At 55.2% G+C, this 416-nt stretch carries 1 protein-coding gene; it reads right to left on the reverse strand.

All coding sequences use genetic code 11. From position 1 onward, the window contains the following. Nucleotides 1-416: citrate/2-methylcitrate synthase (locus A3754_RS07370; RefSeq protein WP_304439820.1), on the reverse strand; the 416-nt coding region annotated here is incomplete at both ends.

Genomic DNA, 416 nt, shown 5'->3' on the forward strand with positions numbered 1-416 from the left:
TCCGCATCGGTGAATTTTTCGATCATGTCCATGGCCGCTTCGTTGGCGCCACCATGCAGCGGGCCACGCAGGGNGCCGATAGCACCAGTGATGCAGCTGTGAATATCGGACAGTGTGGAAGCGCAAACACGGGCGGTAAACGTAGAGGCATTGAACTCATGCTCTGCATACAGAATCAGCGAAACGTTCATAACACGCTCATGCAGCTCGTTGGGCTTCTCGCCACGCAGCATGTGCAGGAAGTGCGCACCGATAGAGGCATCGCCAGTGTTTTCGTCAATACGCACACCATCGTGACTGAAGCGATACCAGTAACAGATGATGGACGGGAAACAGGCCAGCATGCGATCGACACAAGCTTCCTGGGTCGGGAAGACACCCATCGTGCTAGTGTCTTCCTGTTCCAGATTGCCCAG

It is taken from the genome of Alcanivorax sp. HI0083 (assembly GCF_001635175.1).